The sequence below is a fragment of the Leclercia sp. UBA2479 genome (assembly GCF_002341985.1).
In the GTDB taxonomy this organism is placed as follows: Bacteria; Pseudomonadota; Gammaproteobacteria; order Enterobacterales; family Enterobacteriaceae; genus Enterobacter; species Enterobacter pneumoniae.
This window is the reverse complement of record NZ_DDPB01000006.1, coordinates 45,660-65,236: the sequence shown is the minus strand read 5'-3', so window position 1 is coordinate 65,236 and position 19,577 is coordinate 45,660. Positions and strand designations below refer to the sequence as shown.

Here is a 19,577-nt window from a genome sequence, read left to right as displayed (position 1 = left end):
ATCCAGCCTAAAGACCGGGCTTTTCAACTGAACTTTGCTGTTTTTCGCTAAAATTCACTTTTGACGATGAAGAAATAACCAGCGGATGCGCAAACGTTATCGTATATGCGCAATAGGGTTACAGGTTTACGACTCGCCAGGGAGTTCGAACGGGCCGCCTTGTTGTATGGCGCGCTGCCAGGCCGGTCTCATTTCAACTTTTTTCTTCCATGCCTGCAGATGCGGGAGATCGTTAATACCGCCGCGCGCCAGCAGCGCCATGACCGGAAAACTCATCTGAACATCAGCCATGCTAAGGCGATCGCCGGCAAACCAGCTGTTTTGTGCCAGACACGACTCCAGATACCGGGCGTGGGTTTCGAGCTGTTTATTGAGATACGCTTTCTGCACCCCTTGCCCCAGCACTTTTCCCAGCGAACGCAGCCCAAAGGGCACCGGCGGTTTACCGAGGCTGGCAAACACCAGCTTCATTAATAGCAGTGGCATGAGCGAACCTTCCGCATAATGCAGCCAGAAGCGGTAGTTCAGTCGCTGCTCGGGGCTGTCAGGCTTGAGCTGCGACGCGCTGTCATAGGTTTCCTGCAGATACTCCAGAATCGCGCCCGACTCCGCCAGAATCAGACCGTTATCTTCCACCACCGGGGACTTGCCCAGAGGGTGGATTTTTTTCAACGCAGGCGGCGCCAGCATGGTTTTCTCACGCTGATAGCGAACAATCTGGTAAGGCAGAGAGAGCTCCTCAAGAGCCCAAAGTACCCGCTGTGATCGGGACTGGTTTAGGTGGTGAACCGTAATCATGGGCAGCTCCTGATATTCATACAAACTAACTATAGAAAATTGCACAACCTGGCGAAAATATTTCGCCGAGTTTTTACCCTTTTACGCTGGCGAAGCTCCCGTCCCTGGATAGACTTAAAGTGTCAGCACAAACCGGAACCTCGCAACGGCTCGACTGAGGGGTGTTGATGTCGGGGGAAACCCCCCTGTGAAATAAGCGGGATAGAGAGAAAGACAAAGACCGGGAATAAACTAAAGCGCCTTAATGGCGCTTTAGTTTTTTACAGACCCTGCGGATCTTCTTCCAGCAGGCGTGCGCCGGTACCCTGTTGGCCCAGTTTGTCGCCAGGGTTACGCAACGGACAATCGCTTCGCGACAAACAACCACACCCGATACAGCCGTCCAGCTCATCGCGCAGCGCGACCAGCGTATGAATGCGTCGATCCAGTTCATCACGCCACTGGGAGGAGAGCGCTTTCCACTCCTTCGCGCTCAGCGTATGCCCTTCCGGCAGCACGCCTAACGCATCACCAATCGTCGCCAAAGGGATGCCGATACGCTGAGCAATCTTGATGATCGCAACATAACGCAACACATCACGCGTATAGCGCCGCTGATTCCCGGCGTTCCGGATGCTTTTAATTAACCCTTTGCTTTCATAGAAATGGAGCGCCGATACCGCCACCCCGCTACGCTTCGCCACTTCACCTGGCGTCAATAGCGCTTTAATACGCGGTAATTTCTTTTCCATAAAACCTCTTTACCTCAAGTTAACTTGAGGAATTATACTCGCCCGCAGACAAAACGACGAATCAACAGATACAGGTGTATCCAGAGAGAGGCAGCTTTATGTCGCATCAACAGATTATTGAGACACTTATTGAATGGATTGATGATCACATCGACCAGCCATTAAACATTGATGTGGTCGCCAAAAAATCGGGTTACTCGAAATGGTACCTGCAGAGAATGTTCCGCAATGTTATGCGTCAGACGTTGGGTGAGTATATCCGCCAGCGTAGATTGTTAATGGCAGCGCAGGCACTGCGCACTACCCAGCGGCCGATTTTTGATATCGCGATGGATCTCGGATATGTGTCGCAGCAGACGTTTTCCCGCGTTTTCCGCCGGGAGTTCGATCGTACCCCCAGCGACTATCGCCACCAGCTTAACTAACAGGCCGGGCAACTAGCCCCGCAATAGGCTGCTGTTGCCAGGTCATAAACTCGTGGGGTGGCATCGCCTTTGCGAAGTGCCAGCCCTGACAGTATTGCACCCCGCGTTTGTGTAGCCAGGCGACCTGCTCTGCCGTCTCCACCCCTTCGGCGATGGTCTTCAGACGCAGGCTTTGTGCCATTTCAATAATGTGCTCGGCAATCAGATGGCTGGTACTGTTGGTGGTAAGAGTGTCGATAAAGGTCTTATCAATTTTGAGAATATCGACATTCAGCGAGTAGAGATTGTGCAGGTTAGAGTAACCTGTACCGAAATCATCGATCGCCACCTCGTAACCCGCCTGCCGGAAGGCCTGAATCACCGGGGTCGTTTTGGGCACGTCGATAAAACCACGTTCGGTCACTTCAATTTTAATTTGCTGCGCGCGTACAGAATAGTGGCGAGCCTTGTCGCTAATCATGGCGATGAGCCGTGAGGAGTGGAAATCTGAAGCCGAGAGGTTAATGGTGACGTAGAGGTGCGGTCTGGACGCCAGAAAATGGCCGAGATCGTTAAAGACCTCTTCGACCACGTAGTCGGTGATGCGCTCGATCATCCCCTCTTTTTCTGCCAGAGGAATAAATTCCGCCGGGCTCATCACCGGGCCGCTAAAACCGGGCCAACGCAGTAACGCTTCCGCGCCTACACACTCGTTATTTTTGATATCGATAATTGGCTGATAATGCACGCAAAGCTGGCGATTATTTAACGCCCGGTGCAATAAACGCCCCGGCGAATTTAATTCACGGCGAGTTCGCGACCAGACTAATAATATGATGACGCTACAGATCATTCCCAGCGGCAGCGTTAATGTGGCTTCGTGGTAAAGCACATCGTAGAAACGCTGATTGGTAGTTGAAACAATTGCCGCAACGGGGCGCTTTTCTGAATGAACGATGGTGTAAAAACGGCCATCCTCCTGAAACGTGGTTTCCTTATCGCCAGTCAGCGTTTTTAATATATTTTTATCCGCGTTTTCACTGACCGAGAAAAAAGCATTGGTGACCGTATCAAATATGCCCCACGCCAGGGAGTGATCGGTTGACATTACTTCACTGTATGAGAGCGGATTCACCACCACCACATAATTGCCGCGCTGCATATACGTCATTTTATATCCCGCAAAGAAGGGCGTATCGCGGAAATAATATATAGCCACATCAGGCTTACGCGTGTAATTGGCGTGTGGGATGGTATATGCTGTGGCGGGCGTTAATACGGTGGAACAGCGAAATTCACGCCCTTCGGCATAGATTAAATCAGCAATATAGAGACGCCCGCGAACAATATTCAACATATACTGGCGGTGAGCAGGCGAGCAAACATTACCCTGATAGTGTTCAGCGGCATTGCGCGCTAAATCCACTTGATGAATGACGAGTTCAGTTTTATCTAAGGCAAGCTGTGCGAAAGAGCGCAATTGATTACGGGTTTCTGAAACAGCACGCAGTTGGGCAAACCAAAGCGCAAGCATCACCGGTAGTAAAACTACCATGATGATCCCCACACCTCTCAGCACCTTGCCGCGCGCGCTATGATTCATTTCCGCCCTATATCCCTGCTTTTAATGTGCCTGTAGTATTGAAGGCCGGATGCTTTGATAAACAGGTGATTACGTTGCATGAATCATGCGAAGTTAGCAACTGACTTTTATCATCAAAATCCTAATATTTGGTTATGACGATAATATTTGTCCGTAAGCCAAACTAAAAGTATGCGTTCAGTTTTTATTAAGTTAAATAATTTTCCAGCACCGACGGCAGATTTTTTCGATTACGCCACAGCGGATCGCTGATTAAGTCAAACTCCTGACAGCATGAAAAAAGCACAATCGGGTGATGTCAGTTCTGGCTATTTACCCATTCAACAGAGTTGAGTGATTTATAAATAATCAACGGCGACGATTGTTTTTCCTCTTCCTGCCCGCTTGGCATCATAAAGTGCTTTATCGGCGCGAATGAGTAATGAGGAAGTATCATGTCCACCGCCCATCACCTCTACTATCCCCGCACTGAAGGAGAGCGTGAGCGCCCTGTTGCCCACCTGTAACGGCCGGGCCAACAGCGTCTGATGCAGCATGAGTGAGAGCTGCAGCGCCGCGTCGCTGTGCGTGCCTGGCATCAAGAGCAGAAATTCTTCTCCGCCCACCCGCCCGAGTGCGGCGTCGGCCGGGGTCATCTCGCGGATGCGTTCGCAAAAGTGTACCAGCGCCCGATCGCCGACCAGATGGCCCCATTGATCGTTGATTTGTTTAAAGAAATCCAAATCAAACATCACCACGCAAAAGGGAGTTTCAGCTGCGAGACCATGACTGACCTCCAGCGCGGTGGTGAGCTGCTGAAGAATAGCCGATCGATTAAAGCAGCCGGTCAAATCATCGGTGGTCGCCTTTTTCTCAAGCTGTTTCTCGACGCGCTTACGCTCAGTAATATCCAGCCCAATGTTAAGGATTGAACCGTCCGGCAATAAGATATTCGACCAGAGAATGGTCAGCTGTGCCCCATCCCGGCGTACCGGGTGCCATTCGTACATATCATTTAGCGGAACCGTATTGACGGATTCACGCACCCGCCGGCGAACCTCAGGATCGGGATAGAAGAGCGCCAGCGGATCGGCATGCTCATTGAGCTCGGCCATTTTCCAGCCAAAGACCTTTTCACACTCTGCGTTCCACAGCACGCAGCGGCTACGGCGATCGAATGAATTCATCAGCACCGGGGCACGTTCGAAAAGGGTTTGGTATTGGGTGACGACCCGCTGCATCTCAATGGCGGTACGTTCGCGCGCTATAATTTCGACAAAATAGTCTTTCAGCTTTTCCACCAGGATCACCACGATATCTTTCAGCACAGAGAGTGGCGTCTGCGGATCAGAAAAACCGAGGAAAAAATAGCCGCTACAGAGGTGACCGTGAGGGGTGATTTTGCAAAGTACGCCGCTTTGCAGCTGGGTATAACCGGGATGGCGGTCAGAAAAGAGGTGTTTACCCATGTTGTCTTTCCAGTAAATGACACGCCACGCGCGGTGATGTCGCTGCAACAGGGCGCTCGCCAGAAAATTGCCGACCTCCAGTGAATGACAGGTGAGCTCTCCGGCACTGACTATCTGCTGAAGGCCGTTCTCATCATCGACGGTAATCCAGCTCAGGCGGGCGCCAAAGGCGTGGTTAATTGTCTCAAGCAACTCCAGCAACGTTGATTGCGAAGACAACTGCGGCATAAGTTTTGCCAGCGTGCGCAGGGCCACCGTACTGTCATTAACGATCTCGCGATATGATTCATTCATCGTTTATTCGCGCTCATTAAATAAGAGAGAATGACCGCAACGAATAAGTCAGGATTGGAAAAGCAATACCTTAATTATTTGCTTTTCGATGCCATTTAAGGACGCGTGTGTATTGAAAAAATAACAGTTAAATAATAAAAGCCAGAAAATTCAAATACCTGAATTATTTATTACGAGTAAATTTTTTTGTCCGTTCAAGCATAATCCATAGTTTAATGCCTGTAAATATTGCACAAATTGCTTATTCATGTGCAAGTTTATCTATCATGATGAATTCGCTGGAAACACTTGTTAAACAGGTCGCTTAGCAAGCGAAGATATATTTATCTGGCCCTAATAACCACGCAATTAAAATGGCTAAAAAGATGCCGTTTTTTTGCGCTCCGCTACTGGCGAATAAAAGAACAAATGTGATATAGTTCACACATATTGTGTAACGAGAAACGCTGTTTCATTGTTGTGTGTCTAAGTCTGCCGATAGCCAGTTTGCCACCTCTGTGAGCAATATCGCTATTTCCGGCGACGTTCATTTTGAGGATCGGTTTTATGGCAACCCTAACTACCAGCGTAGTGCTTTTACGCTGGCCGCTGTTTAGCGCTGTACTGATGTTTCTGGCCAGCACGCTGAATATCCAGTTCCGGAAAGCAGATTACGCGGGGCTGGCGGTGATTAGCACCTTCCTGGGTGTCGCTGCTGCCTGCTGGTTTGCGACGGGGTTACTGGGTATCACGCTGATCGATGCGGCAGTGATCTGGAATAACGTAAAAGAGATCATGGTAGAGGCAATGAGCCATACCCCGCCAGACTGGCCGATGATGTACACCTGATGCTGAAAATAAGCGATAAAAAACCCAGACATGGTCTGGGTTTTTTTATGTGCATCGCAAATGCGGATAATCAGAACGGAATGTCGTCGTCAAAATCCATTGGCGGTTCGTTAGACGGTGCCGGAGCAGATTGCTGCTGCGGACGGGACTGCGCGCCGCCGCTGAACTGGTTTCCGCCCTGCGGCTGCTGAGGCTGACCCCAACCGCCCTGCTGCTGGTTCTGACCGCCACCCGCCGGTGCGCCGCCGCCCTGACGGCCACCCAGCATCTGCATGGTGCCGCCCACGTTCACCACCACTTCAGTGGTGTATTTTTCTGCGCCGGACTGATCGGTCCATTTGCGGGTACGCAGCTGGCCTTCGATGTAGACCTGAGAACCTTTACGCAGATATTCGCCGGCCACTTCTGCCAGCTTGCCAAACAGCACGACACGGTGCCATTCGGTCTGCTCTTTCATCTCACCGGTCGCTTTATCACGCCAGGATTCGGAAGTAGCCAGCGTAATGTTGGCAACTGCACCACCACTCGGCATGTAGCGTACTTCCGGGTCCTGGCCCAGATTACCGACGAGAATCACCTTGTTTACGCCTCTGCTGGCCATGATCGTGTCTCCTGAATACGTTTCTTAATAGTGTAAACGCGCGAGTGTACCATTTCCACGCGTCAATTTGCATAGTTGCGTGGCGGGTCCAGAAAACTCTCGCGAGCTCGACATTGTTACACAACCCGCCGGAATTTGCATTCCAATACTGTATATTCAAACAGGTTAATTTGTGTCATAATTAGCCGTTTATGCCGGTTGTCCTTCAAACAAACCAGGCATTCCGTGTTCCAACCGGGAAAGGTGAATGGATAAGATCGAAGTTCGGGGCGCCCGCACCCACAATCTCAAGAATATCAACCTCGTCATCCCTCGCGACAAACTGATCGTCGTGACCGGGTTGTCGGGTTCTGGCAAATCTTCTCTGGCTTTCGACACCTTATATGCCGAAGGGCAGCGTCGTTACGTTGAATCACTCTCAGCCTATGCGCGTCAGTTCCTGTCGCTCATGGAGAAGCCGGATGTAGACCATATTGAAGGGCTATCGCCGGCCATCTCAATCGAGCAGAAATCTACCTCGCACAACCCGCGCTCGACGGTAGGGACAATCACGGAAATCCATGATTACCTGCGTCTGCTGTATGCCCGCGTTGGTGAGCCACGCTGCCCGGACCACGACGTGCCGCTGGCGGCGCAAACCGTCAGTCAGATGGTGGATAACGTACTGGCGCAGCCAGAGGGCAAACGCCTGATGCTGCTGGCTCCCATTATTAAAGAGCGTAAAGGCGAGCACACAAAAACGCTGGAAAACCTGGCCAACCAGGGTTACATCCGCGCCCGTATCGACGGAGAAGTGTGCGATCTCTCCGATCCGCCAAAGCTAGAGCTGCAAAAGAAACACACCATCGAAGTGGTTATCGACCGCTTTAAGGTGCGTGAAGATCTGGCAACGCGTCTGGCCGAGTCGTTTGAAACCGCACTGGATCTCTCCGGCGGTACGGCGGTAGTGGCAGATATGGACGATACCAAAGCGGAAGAGATGCTCTTCTCCGCCAACTTCGCCTGCCCGATTTGCGGCTACAGCATGCGCGAGCTTGAGCCGCGTCTGTTCTCGTTTAACAACCCGGCGGGCGCCTGCCCAACCTGTGACGGCCTGGGCGTGCAGCAGTACTTCGATCCTGACCGCGTGATCCAGAATCCGGAACTGTCGCTGGCTGGCGGCGCGATCCGCGGCTGGGATAAGCGTAACTTCTATTACTTCCAGATGCTGAAGTCGCTGGCTGAGCACTATAAGTTCGACGTTGAAGCCCCCTGGGCCAGCCTGAGCGCAAACGTGCACAAAGTGATCCTGTTCGGTTCCGCTAAAGAGAACATCGAGTTCAAGTACATGAACGATCGCGGTGATACTTCCGTGCGACGCCATCCTTTTGAAGGGGTGCTGCACAACATGGAGCGCCGCTACAAAGAGACAGAATCCAGCGCGGTGCGAGAAGAGCTGGCGAAGTTCATCAGCAACCGCTCCTGCGCCACCTGTGACGGCACACGTCTGCGTCGCGAAGCGCGCCACGTCTTTGTTGAAAATACCCCGCTGCCGACCATCTCCGACATGAGCATCGGTCACGCGATGGACTTCTTCAACAACCTGAAGCTCTCCGGCCAGCGAGCAAAAATCGCGGAAAAAGTGCTGAAAGAGATTGGCGATCGCCTCAAATTCCTGGTGAACGTGGGTCTGAACTACCTGACGCTTTCTCGCTCCGCAGAGACCCTCTCCGGCGGTGAAGCCCAGCGTATCCGTCTGGCCAGCCAGATCGGCGCAGGGCTGGTTGGGGTAATGTATGTACTGGATGAGCCCTCTATCGGCCTGCACCAGCGCGATAACGAACGTCTGCTGGGTACGCTTATCCACCTGCGTAACCTCGGCAACACGGTGATTGTGGTCGAGCACGACGAAGACGCCATTCGCGCTGCCGACCACGTGATCGATATTGGCCCCGGTGCGGGTGTACATGGTGGCCAGGTCGTGGCAGAAGGTACCCTGAACGACATCATGGCGGTGCCCGAGTCGCTGACCGGCCAGTACATGAGCGGTAAGCGTAAAATCGACGTGCCAAAACAGCGCGTTCCGGCGGATCCGGAAAAAGTGCTTAAGTTGACCGGCGCGCGCGGTAACAACCTGAAAGATGTGACGCTGACGCTGCCGGTTGGGCTGTTTACCTGCATCACCGGGGTATCCGGTTCCGGTAAATCGACGCTGATTAACGATACGCTGTTCCCTATTGCACAGACGCAGCTTAACGGCGCGACCCTGGCGGAGCCGGCACCGTATCGCGAAATTTCAGGTCTGGAACACTTCGATAAGGTGATCGATATCGACCAGAGCCCTATCGGGCGAACGCCACGTTCCAACCCGGCGACCTATACCGGCGTCTTCACGCCCGTGCGTGAACTCTTTGCCGGCGTGCCGGAATCACGTTCGCGTGGGTATACGCCTGGACGTTTCAGCTTTAACGTTCGCGGCGGCCGCTGCGAGGCCTGTCAGGGCGACGGCGTGATCAAGGTTGAAATGCACTTCCTGCCGGATATTTACGTCCCCTGCGATCAGTGCAAAGGCAAACGCTATAACCGCGAAACGCTGGAGATTAAGTACAAAGGCAAGACCATCCACGAAGTGCTGGATATGACCATCGAAGAGGCGCGTGAGTTCTTCGATGCCGTACCGGCGCTGGCGCGTAAACTACAAACGCTGATGGATGTGGGTCTGACCTATATTCGCCTGGGGCAGTCGGCAACCACCCTTTCCGGCGGTGAAGCTCAGCGCGTGAAGCTGGCGCGTGAACTCTCTAAACGTGGTACCGGTCAGACGTTGTATATTCTCGATGAGCCGACCACGGGTCTGCACTTTGCGGATATTCAGCAGCTGCTCGACGTACTGCATCAGCTCCGGGATCAGGGCAACACCATTGTGGTCATTGAGCACAACCTTGACGTGATCAAAACCGCGGACTGGATTGTAGACCTCGGTCCGGAAGGCGGTAGCGGCGGCGGTGAGATCCTGGTCTCCGGTACCCCAGAGACCGTCGCGGAGTGCGAAGCCTCGCACACCGCACGTTTCCTTAAGCCGATGCTGTAGTCATCACACTGAAAGTTGCTGTCGGGTCGCTTCCGGCAGCAACTCAATTGCCTGCTGATACGAGGCATCTACCAGATAGTAAATTTGCGAATCCGGTAGCGATCCATCGAGATAGACGGTGCTCCAGTGTGCTTTATTCAGATGTTTACTGGGACGGACATCGCTGTGTTGCTGACGCAGCAGTTCTGCCAGTTCCGGGCTGGTTTTCAGTGACGCCGCCGGTCGCCCTTCGACCTCTTTCACCATCGCGAACAGGACATCCGCCACTTTAATCTGGGTGGCTTTCCAGTCGCTGTGCACGCTCTGCTCTGCGCCGGTTTTGTTCATGCAGTACTGTAATATCTCCGAAATGGTCATCTTTATTCCCCCGTGATGGTGGCGATAATCGTGCGTGAGCCGCCGTGGATGCGATGTTCCCCCAGCCAGATTCCCTGCCATGTGCCCAACTGTATCCGCCCTTTATGCAGCGGCAACATTAACGAGACGCCCATCAGAGACGATTTGATGTGCGAAGGCATGTCGTCATCGCCTTCGTAGTCATGCTCATAAGGGGCATTGTCTGGCACAGTTTGCAGAAAATGTCGTTCCATATCGGCACGCACCGTGGGATCGCAATTTTCATTGAGGGTAAGGGAGGCGGAAGTGTGTTGCAGGAGCAGATGCAGCAGCCCGACGTTAATACGGCTCAGGTCGCGAAGTTGCCCGATGACTTCGTCCGTCACCAGATGAAATCCGCGAGGTTTCGCGCTTAAGGTCAGGGTTTGCTGATACCACATGAACGGCTCCGTATTGAAAGAATTGTCCTTCTAAGTGTGCAGCAATACGGCAAAAGGTAAAACCCGAAGAGCCCGATAAGGCTAAAAAATAATCAAATGCCCGGTGCGCTGACCGCACCGGGCAGCGATCAATATTCCGAATTAACAATGACCTCTTCGCCAAACGCCCCTGCCATCGGTAGTGGTCGATAGGTGGAGTTAGAGGCGCGCAGCACGCGGATACCTCTGGCGCCCACGTCGCGGGCCGCGGAGATATCGTTATCCGAGTCGCCATAGAACACTTTGATCTGCTTTTGCTGCAACCACTCGGTTTTGGTGTTCTGGCCTGGCTGATCGCCCGCGAAAATCACCGGATTCATGTTGGCGGCCGGGATGCCGAAAAGGCCCTGCAGGGTTTTAGAGACGGTCTCGGTTTTGGTCTGGCTACGACCCGTCACGAAATAGATGCTATCGCCGCGTTTTACGTGCATGGCAATCAGCGAGCGAGCCACCTCTTTTGGAATACTGAACTCATCCCAGCCGTTATTCATCTTTTCCCAAAACTCGGGATTTTTCAGGTACGCCTCACTCTCAGGCGAGTATGTTTTTTTACCGCGCCAGAAGCCGGGGCTGGAAAAGAGGACGGTATCATCTATATCAAAGCCCACCGCCATCGCCGGACGGCCGAGCAGGCTATTTTCAATCTGGGCAACAGAGACCCAATGAATTGGGGCTTGTTCCGCCAGTTTTGCGGCGGTAGTGCCGTTATATAACGGCGTGGGCGCGGAGGCGCGGGCAACAACGGAACTGTTGAGAGAGAAGAGTAAGCAGGCGGCGCTGAGCGCCAGTGTGATCTTGCGCATGTTTTCCCCTGAATATTCAGACATTTATTCTTTTAATTTGAGTGGATGGTCAAAAAACTTTCCGACCATAACCCCTGAAAGCAGTGAAGGAAAGGAGTTTTTACTTATGAATATGAAGAAAAAAGAAGACGATCACAGAGTGTTGAGCATGACCCAATGCCCTCACTCAGCGAGAGAGGGCATGGTAAGTAAGTGCTTACATTACAGCAGCAAAGGCCTGTGCAACGCGCTGAACGTTATGGGTATTCAGCCCCGCTACGCACATGCGGCCGCTGGCGATAAGATAAACGCCAAACTCTTCTCGCAGACGATCAACCTGCGCTGCGCTGAGACCGGTGTAACTGAACATACCGCGTTGCTTAAGCAGATAATCGAAGTTATGCCCCGGCACCGCCTCTTTTAGCACCTCAACCAGCGTCTGACGCATCGTCAGGATACGACTACGCATGGCTTCGACTTCAGCAAGCCAGCTGGCTTTTAATGCCTCATCGCCCAGCACGGTGGCCACGACCTGCGCCCCAAACGCCGGTGGGCTGGAGTAGATGCGGCGCACCGTCGCCTTCAACTGTCCAAGCACGCGGCTGGCCGCTTCGGCATCTTCACATACCACAGACAGGCCACCCACGCGTTCGCCGTAGAGCGAGAAGATTTTAGAGAAGGAGTTGCTCACCAGCGCGGGCAGCCCGGCGCTGGCAATGGCGCGAATGGCGTAAGCGTCCTCTTCCATTCCCGCGCCAAAGCCCTGATAGGCGATGTCGAGGAACGGGATCAGATTACGCGCTTTCAGCACCTCAATAACCGCATCCCACTGCTCGTTTGTGAGATCCGCGCCGGTTGGGTTATGGCAGCATGGATGCAGCAGCACAATGCTGCGTTCTGGCAGAGTCGTGAGCTTTTCCAGCAACGCCGAAACGCGTACGCCGTTGGTTTCCGTGTCAAACCATGGATAAGTATCTACCGTAAAGCCCGCGCCTTCAAAGATGGCGACGTGGTTTTCCCACGTTGGATCGCTGACCCACACGCCGGAATCCGGGAAGTATTTTTTCAGAAAATCCGCACCGACTTTCAATGCCCCCGAGCCGCCCAGCGTCTGAATGGTAGCCACACGTTTGTTTTGCAACACCGGATGGTCGGCACCAAACAGCAGCGGCGCAATGGTATTGCGGTAGGTATTGAGTCCTTCCATTGGCAGGTAGAGTGAGGCACCGTGCGGCACCGCATTCAGGCGCGCTTCAGCTTCGGCTACGGCCTTAAGCTGAGGAATAATGCCGTCTTCGTTGTAATAAAGACCGATGCTCAGGTTCACTTTATCGCTGCGGGGATCGTCCTTAAAACGCTCCATTAAGGAGAGAATGGGATCGCCGGCGTAGGCGTCTACTTTCTGGAACACGCGATGGTTCTCCGGATTTTTATAAGGCAGGGATTTCAACAATAAACCGGAAGCGAAAGAAGATCGAGCCTTGTGAAGGGAATCGGGGCGCGGCATCTCACCGCGCTCCGATCTGTCTTAATCCAGGTAGTGCATGGCCACGCGAGAGGTGAGCCGCGTAATAAGTTCGTAAGCGCTCACTTTTGTTCTTTCTGCAATGCGCTCCACCGGGAGGCCATCCCCCCACATCACCACCGGATCGCCCGCGCGCTCGTTGGCCTCCGGCCCCAGGTCAACGCAGATCATGTCCATCGCCACGCGGCCAACAATCGGCACTTCGCGGCCATTTACCAGTACGGGGGTACCGGTGGGCGCCGCACGCGGATAGCCGTCGCCGTAGCCCATCGCCACCACGCCTAAACGGGTATCGCGTTCGCTTACCCAGGTGCCACCGTAGCCGACCGGCTCCCCGGCTTTGTGCTCGCGCACGGCAATAAGCGTTGAAACCAGAGACATCACCGGCTGAAATCCGAAGTCCGCTCCGCAGGATTGGCCTTCAAGCGGCGACACGCCATACAGGATAATGCCCGGGCGCACCCAGTCGAAGTGCGACTGAGGCCACAGCAGAATACCGCCAGAGGCCGCGATGGAACGCTGGCCGGGTTTGCCTTCGCAGAAGGTGTTAAACAGATCCAGCTGCTGTTCCGTGGCACCACACTCGGGCTCATCGGCGCGGGCAAAATGGCTGACGATATTGACCGGCTGACGCACGTTTTTGCACTGACTCAGGCGCTGCCAGAACGCTTCAGCCTGCTCCGGACGCACTCCAAGCCGGTGCATACCGGTATCCAGTTTCATCCACACGGTGACTGGCGTGCTGAGCTGTGCAGCTTCCAGAGCGGCCAGCTGCTCTTCGTTATGCACCGCGGTATGCAGTTGCTGCGCTGCGATGACATCCAGATCCGCGGCGTTGAAAAAGCCTTCGAGCAGTAAGATGGGTTGAGAGATGCCCCCTGCGCGCAGGCGGAGGGCCTCTTCAAGACGGGCGACACCAAAAGCATCGGCATCGGGGAGCGTTCGCGCGGTCTCAAGAAGACCGTGTCCGTAAGCGTTCGCTTTCACGACTGCAACCAGTTTACTGGCGGGTGCCCGTTCACGCAGGCATTGCAGATTGTGTCGCAGAGCGCGGCGGTTAATGATTACAGTTGCCGCTTGCATGTGAATTCCTTAATAAAAAGACTCTCCAAAATCCTTCACGTTGCAAGAAGGCGACAAGCCCGTGAATCCCCGGGAGCTGCGTAAACTAAGTGACCGGGGTGAGCGGGCGCAGTCAATGCCCCTGCGGCGTGAAGAATGATGGAGAGTTATTCGTCGTCGTACTGCGGTCCCGCGTAGTTATCGAAGCGCGACCATTGCCCATTAAAGGTCAGGCGCACGGTGCCGATGGGGCCGTTACGCTGCTTACCAATAATGATTTCCGCGATCCCTTTCAGATCGCTGTTCTCGTGATACACCTCATCACGATAGATAAACATGATTAAGTCGGCATCCTGCTCGATAGAGCCCGATTCACGCAGATCGGAGTTGACCGGGCGTTTATCGGCGCGCTGTTCCAGAGAGCGGTTCAGCTGCGAGAGGGCGACAACAGGCACCTGAAGTTCTTTGGCGAGCGCCTTGAGCGAGCGGGAGATTTCGGCAATCTCCAGCGTACGGTTGTCGGACAGTGACGGCACACGCATCAACTGCAGGTAGTCGATCATGATAAGACCGATCCCGCCATGTTCGCGCGCGATACGCCGCGCGCGGGAGCGCACCTCCGTTGGCGTCAGGCCGGAGGAGTCATCAATGTAGATGTTACGTTTTTCCAGCAAGATGCCCATGGTGCCAGAGATGCGTGCCCAGTCCTCGTCATCAAGCTGGCCGGTACGGATGCGGGTCTGATCCACGCGCGAGAGCGACGCCAGAGAACGCATCATAATCTGCTCAGAGGGCATCTCGAGGCTGAAAATAAGAACCGGTTTATCTTGCAGCATCGCCGCATTTTCGACGAGGTTCATCGCAAATGTCGTTTTACCCATCGATGGACGCGCCGCGACGATAATCAGATCCGAAGGCTGAAGCCCGGCGGTCTTTTTATTCAGATCGTCATAGCCGGTATTAACCCCAGTGACGCCGTCGTGCGGCTGCTGGAAGAGCTGCTCTATACGCGATACGGTGGCATCAAGCACTTCCGCGATGTTTTTCGGCCCTTCATCCTTGTTCGCGCGGCTTTCAGCGATTTTGAATACGCGAGACTCCGCCAGATCCAGCAGTTCGTCGCTATTACGTCCCTGGGGATCGAAACCGGCTTCGGCGATCTCATTGGCCACAGAGATCATGTCGCGAACAACAGCACGTTCGCGGACGATGTCGGCATAAGCGCTAATGTTTGCGGCACTTGGAGTGTTTTTTGACAGCTCAGCCAGGTAGGCAAAGCCGCCTACGGTATCCAGTTGACCCTGACGCTCCAGCGATTCCGCCAGCGTAATCAGGTCGATGGGGCTTCCTGACTCCTGCAAACGCGCCATTTCAGTAAAGATATGGCGGTGCGGACGGGTATAGAAATCATCCGTCACAACGCGCTCGGCGACGTCGTCCCAGCGCTCGTTATCCAGCATTAACCCACCCAACACCGACTGTTCCGCTTCAATCGAGTGCGGCGGGACTTTCAGCCCGGCGAGTTGTGGATCGCGCTCACGAGGTTCAGTCTGTTTGTTGAAGGGTTTGTTTCCTGCCATAGTGAATGGAGTTACCGAGATAAAGAGTGGGTCGAAAGATTACCATATTTTTCTTACGGAGGGAGCATGGCAACACGCATTGAGTTCCAGAAACATGGCGGTCCGGACGTGTTGAGGGCGGTGGAGTTTACCCCCGCACCGCCTGGCGATAACGAGGTTCAGGTCGAGAACAAAGCGATTGGTATTAACTATATTGATACCTATATCCGGGGCGGTTTGTACCCACCGCCGTCGCTGCCCAGCGGACTGGGCACCGAAGCTGCCGGTATCGTTGTAAAAGTGGGCAGCGCGGTGAAGCACATCAAGGAGGGCGATCGTGTCGTGTATGCGCAATCCGCCCTTGGGGCCTATAGCTCGGTGCATAACGTGCCGGCGGATAAAGCCGCCATCCTTCCTGGGGCTATCTCGTTTGAGCAGGCGGCGGCATCATTCCTGAAGGGGCTGACGGTCTTCTACCTGCTGCGCAAAACCTATGAGATCAAGCCGGACGAGCCGTTTCTGTTCCATGCTGCCGCAGGCGGCGTAGGGCTAATTGCCTGCCAGTGGGCAAAAGCGCTGGGGGCGAAGCTGATTGGTACCGTCGGCAGTGCGCAAAAAGCGCAGCGCGCACAGCAGGCGGGGGCGTGGCAGGTGATTAACTACCGCGAAGAGAGCATTGTTGAGCGGGTCAAAGAGATCACCGGCGGCAAAAAGCTGCGGGTTGTGTATGACTCGGTAGGGAAAGATACCTGGGAGGCGTCGCTGGATTGTCTGCAACGTCGCGGCCTGATGGTGAGCTTCGGGAATGCCTCCGGGGCCGTTACAGGGGTGAATCTTGGCATTCTGAATCAGAAGGGCTCGCTGTACGTGACCCGCCCTTCCCTGCAGGGCTACATCACCAGCCGCGAAGAGTTAGAGGAGGCCAGCAATGAGCTCTTCTCGCTGATTGCCAGCGGCGTTATCAAAGTCGATGTTGCAAAGGCGCAGAAATATGCGCTAAGCGATGCGCAGCGCGCGCATGAGATACTGGAGAGTCGGGCAACGCAGGGGTCGAGTCTGTTAATTCCATGATGCGTATAAAGAATTAGGGCTTCCCGTAGGAAGCCCTTTCTTTTTTTTAGTTCGGCTGTATGTAGGGTACAGCACGATGAATTCTTTAACGGCAGTCATAGTGACAGATTTGATAAGTAAATCCTATTCCGTTCTAAGCCCCGCCGCCGGAAAAGTTGCAGGGTTGTGACGAACCCCTCAATACCTTAGTAACGAAAACGGTTATTGCGCTGATACTTCGGGACTTTTGGCGATTTTATCGCCCGTATCGCCCAGACGACGGCCACGGCCAGTAACAACCAGGGCAGAACTTTAAACATCAGGGCGAACAAACCGCCGACAAACATCACTGCCGTTGCCACCACCAGCGCGGCAATAATTCCCAACAGGGATACCCCTGTGACCAGGAGCATCACAAAAAATCCCACAACAAACAGCAATTCCAGCATGACTCTCTCCCAGCTAATGTCACCATGATATGCACATCATTACAAGATTCATGCCAGTTTTTAGCGCTTTGATTTATATACAAAAACGCCCTGTCACAATGACAAGGCGTGGTCTATTTGACGATTTTTTAGCGAAATTTATCGCTTGTCCGCCACCAGGCGGAGCGCCTGTTCGAGCACCTCGATATCCGCTCCGGCTTTATGGGCGTTTTCACTCAGGTGACGGCGCCACTGGCGCGCCCCCGGGATGCCCTGGAACAGGCCGAGCATATGGCGAGTCACATGGCCAAGATAGGTCCCTTGACTGAGCTCGCGCTCAATGTAGGGGTACATCGCCCGCACGACAGAGACCGGATCGTTGTCGATGCCGTCGACAGCAAAAATTTCGCGGTCAACGGAGGCCAGAATACCCGGGTTTTGATAGGCCTCACGGCCCACCATGACTCCATCCATGTGCTCCAGATGCGCTTTCGCCTCATCCAGCGATTTGATACCACCGTTAATAGACAGGGTCAGGTGCGGAAAATCGCGCTTCAGCTGGTAGACGCGCGGGTAGTCCAGCGGCGGGATCTCGCGGTTCTCTTTTGGACTCAGGCCAGAGAGCCAGGCTTTGCGGGCGTGGATGATAAACATCTCGCACTCACCGCGGCCGGAAACCGTATTAATGAAATCACACAGGAATTCATAGCTGTCCTGATCATCAATGCCGATACGGGTTTTAACCGTTACCGGAATAGAGACCACATCGCGCATCGCTTTCACGCAGTCGGCAACCAGCTGAGCATTGCCCATCAGGCAGGCGCCGAACATACCGTTCTGCACACGGTCAGAAGGACAGCCTACGTTGAGGTTGATCTCATCGTAGCCGCGCGCTTCCGCAAGCCTGGCACAGTGAGCCAGAGCCACCGGATCGCTACCGCCCAGCTGCAAGGCGACCGGATGCTCCTCTTCGCTGTAGGCCAGATAGTCACCCTTACCGTGAATGATCGCGCCGGTCGTCACCATTTCGGTGTAGAGCAGCGTATTGCGCGACAGCAAACGCAGGAAATAACGGCAGTGCCTGTTCGTCCAGTCGAGCATCGGCGCGATGGAGAAACGGTGGGCTGGGTAAACAGACTGAAGTTCTGACGACATGGCGAAGTTTTAAGCATCTGGTAAAAAGGGGGCGTAACTATAGCACAAAGAGAAGCCGGAGGCGCAGCGCCTCCGGTTTACTTTAGAAGGTCATGGTGAGCTGCGCACCGGCACCCCAGGTCTCATCTTCCCCGTAAATACCGGTCAGATCGACATGGACGGTGTTAAAGGGCGCAAAGCCCAGACCGCCAGTAAAGACATTGCTGTCGTTACCTTTCACATCGCCACGGAAGCCCGCACGTACCGCCAGCCAGCTCAGCGGCGTCACTTCGGCACCCACGCCCACATACTGCGAGGTGTCTTCCGATTTAAAGCCTTTGGTTTCGGTCAGATCGCCATCCGCGCTGATGGTGACCAGGTCGGTGTGCCAGGCCAGCCCTGCGGTAACCAGCGGTCGAATCTGGTAGGTATCTTTGTAGTTCACCACCTCACCCGTGTAGCCATTGGTGATGCGGACATCTCGAGTATCAATATCGCGTGAGATAAGGTTCTGCCCGCTCAGACCCAGGGTCCAGTTTTCGCCCAGATCGGCGGCAATACCCACGTCAACGTTGAAGCCGGTGTCGTCATTACGGTAGCGACTGCTGTTCCAGTCGTTGCTGTCGTAATCATAAATAGAGGTGGTGTAGTTGTAGAGCCAGGTTTTTTGCAGCTTTGGCGTCACGCCTAAGGACACGGGCACATCGCCCATCTCAAACTGACGAGCAACCGCAATACCGTAATCAGAGACAATGGCTACTCTGCCCGATGCGGTTGAGTTCAGGTTTTTGGTGATTTCGTCGGATCCGCCCAGCGCCGCCTTCCCGGCTTCCAGATAAACAGGGCTTAACGGATTATTCAGGTTACTGTTTTGAATCCCGCGTAAATAATCCACATCATGCTGATCGATGGAGGTGCTTACGCGACCGCGCGCATAACCCTTCGCCACAAACGCCATGGAGAGTTGCTGGGTGGGAATAGCAACAGTGAGTCCGGCCCCCGCGCTGGCACGGGCAGTTTTGCCGCGCAGGTAATCGAGCTCATCCGCCAGTTCGCCCGCCGCCCCCTGGAACTTCAATGCGGTTCCGCGCGGATCGAGCAAGATATTCTCCAGAGTTAAGTTATCAACCACATCATCGTAATAATCGACACGATCGTTAATGTGATCAATTTCATCCTGCAAATTGTCTTTATCGCTAATTTGCGCGCCAACGGTCGGAAGGATAATCGTAACGTTATCTTCCTGTTGTGCGCGTGCCAGCAACGCGGGGTTAATTAGCGCCGCGCTGCCATAATGTGCCGATGCTACGCCTGTGCCACCCATCGCGTCGCCGCGAGCTTCTGTCCAGGTATTGGCTGCCCCCGCCTGATTTGCCACAAAAAAGGAGACAGCGATGCTAACCACCGAAAATTTAAAATGTTTTTTCACAGTATTCTCGTCTTAT

At 54.0% G+C, this 19,577-nt stretch carries 18 protein-coding genes; 4 read left to right on the top strand and 14 right to left on the bottom strand.

Annotated elements, in window-relative coordinates; translation table 11 throughout:
• Positions 1–126: 126 nt before the first annotated feature.
• The gene (locus tag B3B59_RS05220) at positions 127–798 is read right to left on the bottom strand and encodes a glutathione S-transferase family protein (RefSeq protein ID WP_286808287.1); all 672 of its coding nucleotides are present in this window, start codon (positions 796–798) and stop codon (positions 127–129) included.
• A gap of 260 nt (positions 799–1,058) precedes the next feature.
• Entirely contained in the window at positions 1,059–1,529 is a 471-nt protein-coding gene (gene soxR / locus B3B59_RS05215; RefSeq protein ID WP_040077594.1) for a redox-sensitive transcriptional activator SoxR, read from the bottom strand.
• A gap of 98 nt (positions 1,530–1,627) precedes the next feature.
• Between soxR and soxS the strand changes: the two genes are divergently transcribed.
• Positions 1,628–1,954, top strand: a complete 327-nt coding sequence (gene soxS, locus B3B59_RS05210) for a superoxide response transcriptional regulator SoxS (protein ID WP_040077595.1) — start codon at positions 1,628–1,630, stop codon at positions 1,952–1,954.
• Here the strand turns inward: soxS and B3B59_RS05205 are convergent.
• The gene (locus B3B59_RS05205) at positions 1,947–3,536 is read right to left on the bottom strand and encodes an EAL domain-containing protein (RefSeq protein ID WP_263616649.1); all 1,590 of its coding nucleotides are present in this window, start codon (positions 3,534–3,536) and stop codon (positions 1,947–1,949) included. The genes soxS and B3B59_RS05205 overlap by 8 nt on opposite strands.
• Before the next feature lie 338 nt (positions 3,537–3,874).
• Positions 3,875–5,278, bottom strand: coding sequence for a sensor domain-containing diguanylate cyclase (locus tag B3B59_RS05200; RefSeq protein WP_286808284.1), 1,404 nt, complete (start codon positions 5,276–5,278; stop codon positions 3,875–3,877).
• A 546-nt stretch (positions 5,279–5,824) separates the two neighbouring features.
• Here B3B59_RS05200 and B3B59_RS05195 point away from each other — a divergent pair.
• Positions 5,825–6,106 carry a YjcB family protein gene (locus B3B59_RS05195; protein WP_040077599.1) on the top strand — a complete coding sequence of 94 codons (282 nt, stop codon included), beginning with the start codon at positions 5,825–5,827 and terminating at the stop codon, positions 6,104–6,106.
• A gap of 70 nt (positions 6,107–6,176) precedes the next feature.
• Here the strand turns inward: B3B59_RS05195 and ssb1 are convergent, their stop codons facing one another.
• A complete protein-coding gene (ssb1, locus tag B3B59_RS05190) occupies positions 6,177–6,707 on the bottom strand; it encodes a single-stranded DNA-binding protein SSB1 (protein ID WP_006177466.1) in 531 nt (176 codons plus the stop codon).
• A gap of 247 nt (positions 6,708–6,954) precedes the next feature.
• Here ssb1 and uvrA point away from each other — a divergent pair, with 247 nt between their 5' ends.
• On the top strand, positions 6,955–9,777 hold the full coding sequence (gene uvrA, locus B3B59_RS05185; protein WP_040077600.1) for an excinuclease ABC subunit UvrA: 2,823 nt from the start codon (positions 6,955–6,957) through the stop codon (positions 9,775–9,777).
• Between the two features lie 3 nt (positions 9,778–9,780).
• On the opposite strand, the gene B3B59_RS05180 is transcribed toward uvrA, so the two are convergent.
• The 6 genes from B3B59_RS05180 to dnaB form a co-directional block, all read right to left on the bottom strand.
• Complete coding sequence (locus B3B59_RS05180) at positions 9,781–10,134, bottom strand: MmcQ/YjbR family DNA-binding protein (protein ID WP_046885533.1); 354 nt, start codon at positions 10,132–10,134, stop codon at positions 9,781–9,783.
• A 2-nt stretch (positions 10,135–10,136) separates the two neighbouring features.
• On the bottom strand, positions 10,137–10,553 hold the full coding sequence (locus tag B3B59_RS05175) for a secondary thiamine-phosphate synthase enzyme YjbQ (protein ID WP_040077603.1): 417 nt from the start codon (positions 10,551–10,553) through the stop codon (positions 10,137–10,139).
• Positions 10,554–10,681: 128 nt separating this feature from the next.
• Positions 10,682–11,395 (bottom strand): acid phosphatase AphA, encoded by a 714-nt coding sequence (gene aphA / locus B3B59_RS05170; RefSeq protein ID WP_040077604.1) that lies wholly within the window; start codon positions 11,393–11,395, stop codon positions 10,682–10,684.
• A gap of 196 nt (positions 11,396–11,591) precedes the next feature.
• On the bottom strand, positions 11,592–12,785 hold the full coding sequence (gene tyrB / locus B3B59_RS05165) for an aromatic amino acid transaminase (RefSeq protein ID WP_046885564.1): 1,194 nt from the start codon (positions 12,783–12,785) through the stop codon (positions 11,592–11,594).
• Positions 12,786–12,902: 117 nt separating this feature from the next.
• Positions 12,903–13,982 carry an alanine racemase gene (gene alr / locus B3B59_RS05160; protein ID WP_286808281.1) on the bottom strand — a complete coding sequence of 360 codons (1,080 nt, stop codon included), beginning with the start codon at positions 13,980–13,982 and terminating at the stop codon, positions 12,903–12,905.
• Between the two features lie 146 nt (positions 13,983–14,128).
• Positions 14,129–15,541, bottom strand: a complete 1,413-nt coding sequence (dnaB, locus tag B3B59_RS05155) for a replicative DNA helicase (protein WP_040077606.1) — start codon at positions 15,539–15,541, stop codon at positions 14,129–14,131.
• A 66-nt stretch (positions 15,542–15,607) separates the two neighbouring features.
• Between dnaB and B3B59_RS05150 the strand changes: the two genes are divergently transcribed.
• Positions 15,608–16,591 (top strand): quinone oxidoreductase, encoded by a 984-nt coding sequence (locus B3B59_RS05150; protein WP_046885535.1) that lies wholly within the window; start codon positions 15,608–15,610, stop codon positions 16,589–16,591.
• A 185-nt stretch (positions 16,592–16,776) separates the two neighbouring features.
• On the opposite strand, the gene pspG is transcribed toward B3B59_RS05150, so the two are convergent.
• The 3 genes from pspG to B3B59_RS05135 all read right to left on the bottom strand — a co-directional run bounded on the left by pspG (position 16,777) and on the right by B3B59_RS05135 (position 19,561).
• Positions 16,777–17,019, bottom strand: coding sequence for an envelope stress response protein PspG (pspG, locus tag B3B59_RS05145; RefSeq protein WP_040077608.1), 243 nt, complete (start codon positions 17,017–17,019; stop codon positions 16,777–16,779).
• Positions 17,020–17,157: 138 nt separating this feature from the next.
• Positions 17,158–18,153 carry a tRNA dihydrouridine(20/20a) synthase DusA gene (gene dusA, locus B3B59_RS05140; protein WP_286808278.1) on the bottom strand — a complete coding sequence of 332 codons (996 nt, stop codon included), beginning with the start codon at positions 18,151–18,153 and terminating at the stop codon, positions 17,158–17,160.
• Between the two features lie 82 nt (positions 18,154–18,235).
• Positions 18,236–19,561, bottom strand: a complete 1,326-nt coding sequence (locus B3B59_RS05135; protein ID WP_286808276.1) for a conjugal transfer protein TraF — start codon at positions 19,559–19,561, stop codon at positions 18,236–18,238.
• Between the last annotated feature and the right edge of the window lie 16 nt (positions 19,562–19,577).

Excerpts from the sequence above, each read along its gene's own strand:
- B3B59_RS05220 (WP_286808287.1), bottom strand. The coding sequence starts at position 798 with ATGATTACGGTTCACCACCTAAACCAGTCCCGATCACAGCGGGTACTT.
- soxR (WP_040077594.1), bottom strand. The coding sequence starts at position 1,529 with ATGGAAAAGAAATTACCGCGTATTAAAGCGCTATTGACGCCAGGTGAA.
- soxS (WP_040077595.1), top strand. The coding sequence starts at position 1,628 with ATGTCGCATCAACAGATTATTGAGACACTTATTGAATGGATTGATGAT.
- B3B59_RS05205 (WP_263616649.1), bottom strand. The coding sequence starts at position 3,536 with ATGAATCATAGCGCGCGCGGCAAGGTGCTGAGAGGTGTGGGGATCATC.
- B3B59_RS05200 (WP_286808284.1), bottom strand. The coding sequence starts at position 5,278 with ATGAATGAATCATATCGCGAGATCGTTAATGACAGTACGGTGGCCCTG.
- B3B59_RS05195 (WP_040077599.1), top strand. The coding sequence starts at position 5,825 with ATGGCAACCCTAACTACCAGCGTAGTGCTTTTACGCTGGCCGCTGTTT.
- ssb1 (WP_006177466.1), bottom strand. The coding sequence starts at position 6,707 with ATGGCCAGCAGAGGCGTAAACAAGGTGATTCTCGTCGGTAATCTGGGC.
- uvrA (WP_040077600.1), top strand. The coding sequence starts at position 6,955 with ATGGATAAGATCGAAGTTCGGGGCGCCCGCACCCACAATCTCAAGAAT.
- B3B59_RS05180 (WP_046885533.1), bottom strand. The coding sequence starts at position 10,134 with ATGACCATTTCGGAGATATTACAGTACTGCATGAACAAAACCGGCGCA.
- B3B59_RS05175 (WP_040077603.1), bottom strand. The coding sequence starts at position 10,553 with ATGTGGTATCAGCAAACCCTGACCTTAAGCGCGAAACCTCGCGGATTT.
- aphA (WP_040077604.1), bottom strand. The coding sequence starts at position 11,395 with ATGCGCAAGATCACACTGGCGCTCAGCGCCGCCTGCTTACTCTTCTCT.
- alr (WP_286808281.1), bottom strand. The coding sequence starts at position 13,982 with ATGCAAGCGGCAACTGTAATCATTAACCGCCGCGCTCTGCGACACAAT.
- dnaB (WP_040077606.1), bottom strand. The coding sequence starts at position 15,541 with ATGGCAGGAAACAAACCCTTCAACAAACAGACTGAACCTCGTGAGCGC.
- B3B59_RS05150 (WP_046885535.1), top strand. The coding sequence starts at position 15,608 with ATGGCAACACGCATTGAGTTCCAGAAACATGGCGGTCCGGACGTGTTG.
- pspG (WP_040077608.1), bottom strand. The coding sequence starts at position 17,019 with ATGCTGGAATTGCTGTTTGTTGTGGGATTTTTTGTGATGCTCCTGGTC.
- dusA (WP_286808278.1), bottom strand. The coding sequence starts at position 18,153 with ATGTCGTCAGAACTTCAGTCTGTTTACCCAGCCCACCGTTTCTCCATC.